The organism is Streptomyces anatolicus, assembly GCF_019400875.1.
GTDB lineage: Bacteria > Actinomycetota > Actinomycetes > Streptomycetales > Streptomycetaceae > Streptomyces > Streptomyces anatolicus.
In genome coordinates this window covers 1-2,189 of the sequence record NZ_WMBF01000729.1, presented here as the reverse complement: position 1 = coordinate 2,189, position 2,189 = coordinate 1, and the positions used below count along the sequence as shown (strand labels likewise).

Below are 2,189 nucleotides of genomic sequence, written 5' to 3'. Positions count from 1 at the left end.
CCCCCGCCCCCTTCACGTCCAGCTCAAGCGACGGCTTCGGATTGTTGGACGGCGTACACGTCGTCGTCGTACCCAGCGCCTTGATCGTGAGGACCCCGGCAGTGAACGTGACCTTGCCGCTCTTCTTGGGCGTATACGTCCCGGACAAGTCACTGATCTTGATGGGGGTGTTGGCGGGGATCGCCTCGGAGTTCGCCGCACCGGAGACCGGCACGGTGCCGCTCTCGGCACCGCCCAGCTTGATCACCGCACTTGGCTGCATCGCGCCCTTGCCAAGCTCCACGGGGCTGGACGAGACGCCCTTCTCGAAGGACATCGTCAGCTTGTAGGCGCTGCCGCTCTTGACGCTCTTGATGTCGATCGGCGAGACCGCGCTCTTGTCGCCGATCGGCGTCTTGCACTTGTAGTCGACGTCCTGGACGGTGGCCTGCGCGGCAGGGGCGGCCATCAGCACCGCTGAGCCGCCGGCCAGGGCGGTGGCAAGCGCGAGTGCGGCCGATTTCTTGTACGACACCTCGTGATCCCCTCATGCCGGTCGTCGTGGCGTGCCGCGGTGCGGGATAACGCTGGATTACTGACGGCACATCAGATTGGGCGCTCAAGGTACGCCCGGGACCTCGCCGAGGGAAGACAAAGTACGCGCCGGATCGCGATGATCCGGCGCGCGTACGAACCGTGGGTAACACCCTTGGCCCAGGACCGAAGCCCCAGGCCTAAACGCTAGGCCGGTGCGCCCAGCTCCGCCCAGACCGTCTTGCCCGTGCCCTCGGAGCCGCGGACCACGCCCCAGTCCAGGCAGAGCCGCTGGACGATGAACATGCCGTGCCCGCCGGGGCGCCCGGCGCGGTGCGGGGTGCGGGGCGTGGGCTGCCCCGCGCCCCGGTCGGAGACCTCGATGCGCAGCACCTTGCCGTCGCAGGAGAGCCACAGCTCGTCCGGGCCCTCGGCATGCAGGCAGGCGTTGGTGACCAGTTCGGAGACGACGAGCAGGACGTCCTCGGCGGCGGCACGCCGGTCGGCGCTCTCCGCGGGCAGCCAGCCCCACGCGTGCAGCGCCTCGCGTGTGTAGTCCCGGGCGAGCGGGACGATGCCGCTCGCGCCGTTCAGGCTCAGCCGGCGGACCTGGCGAGCCTTGGGCGCCCCGGAAGCCCGGTCCTCGGGAGCGTCCGCGACAGCGGCCTCGGGCTCCGGGCCGCGGTCGCCCGGCGAGTAAGGCCGGGTGGTGCTCATCAGCGCTTCACCTCACCGACAAGATGACTGAGCACTCTGGACACGCAGAGGACTCTGGGACAAATAGGGGTCTGTGGACGAGTAGGGGACATCGGCTGCTTGCCGTTCTGACAGATGACGGATCCAGGTCTCTCCTGCCCGGCGAAACCGTGAGAACACCCACTAGTTCGGGCCGGTCCGTGTGACGCTGGTAACGCCTTGATCACACAGAGACAACTGACGCGTAACTTTCGCGCGGAGCCGTCACGGTCAGTCCGCCAGGGCGGCGTCGAGCGTCTCGTGGAGAGTGAAGACGGCCTCCGCACCGGTGATCTCGAAGACCCGGGCCACCACCGGCAGCATCCCGGCCAGATGGACTCCGCCCCCCGCGGCCTCGGCCTTGAGCCGGGCCCCGAGCAGCACGTTGAGCCCCGTGGAGTCACAGAACTCAAGACGCGAGCAGTCCACGACGAGCCGTGCGTAGCCCTCCGCGAGGCAGCTTTCCAGCGGCTCGCGCAGGAGATCGGCGGTGTGGTGATCCAGCTCACCCGCCGGTGTCACGACGGCGCTCGTGCCCGCCTTCCGCACTTCGACCAGGAGTCGGCCCCTGTGCGCACTGCCGACCGTGCCGCGGTCCATGCCGTCTCTCTCTTCCGACCGTCGTGGCTGTTGATGATGCCCCTGAACATTACGCCCTCCGTACGGTTCGGGGTACCCGAACATCCCCCCGAAATCGGACATTTACCCGCACAAGGCACTTGCAAGCGACGCGCGGAAGCGGGTAGGGGTAGAAGAGACACGAATCGACACGGACGGCTTTGGAGGCGCCGCACACCGCAGTGCACGTATTGGCATCGGCAGCCATATGCCGAGAACGATGGAGGACACCCATGTCACCCCGGCTCGACGAATCGCATACTGACCAAGCGACGTCGACACTCCCGCCGCACCGCTCCGCCACCATCCCGGGCCCCTCCCAC

Annotated in this window: 3 protein-coding genes; all 3 read right to left on the bottom strand. The window is 67.9% G+C overall.

The window, feature by feature from the left end; translation table 11 throughout:
- The coding region (locus GKQ77_RS31910; RefSeq protein ID WP_219692600.1) for a peptidase at window positions 1–514 on the bottom strand (514 nt) is incomplete at its 3' end.
- Between the two features lie 206 nt (window positions 515–720).
- A complete protein-coding gene (locus tag GKQ77_RS31905) occupies window positions 721–1,230 on the bottom strand; it encodes an ATP-binding protein (protein WP_219692599.1) in 510 nt (169 codons plus the stop codon).
- 249 nt (window positions 1,231–1,479) lie between these two features.
- Complete coding sequence (locus GKQ77_RS31900; RefSeq protein WP_125513172.1) at window positions 1,480–1,848, bottom strand: STAS domain-containing protein; 369 nt, start codon at window positions 1,846–1,848, stop codon at window positions 1,480–1,482.
- Window positions 1,849–2,189: the final 341 nt, after the last annotated feature.

What these genes read in the sequence shown, in the direction of transcription:
- GKQ77_RS31905 (WP_219692599.1), bottom strand. Translation starts at nt 1,230, where the DNA reads ATGAGCACCACCCGGCCTTACTCGCCGGGCGACCGCGGCCCGGAGCCC.
- GKQ77_RS31900 (WP_125513172.1), bottom strand. Translation starts at nt 1,848, where the DNA reads ATGGACCGCGGCACGGTCGGCAGTGCGCACAGGGGCCGACTCCTGGTC.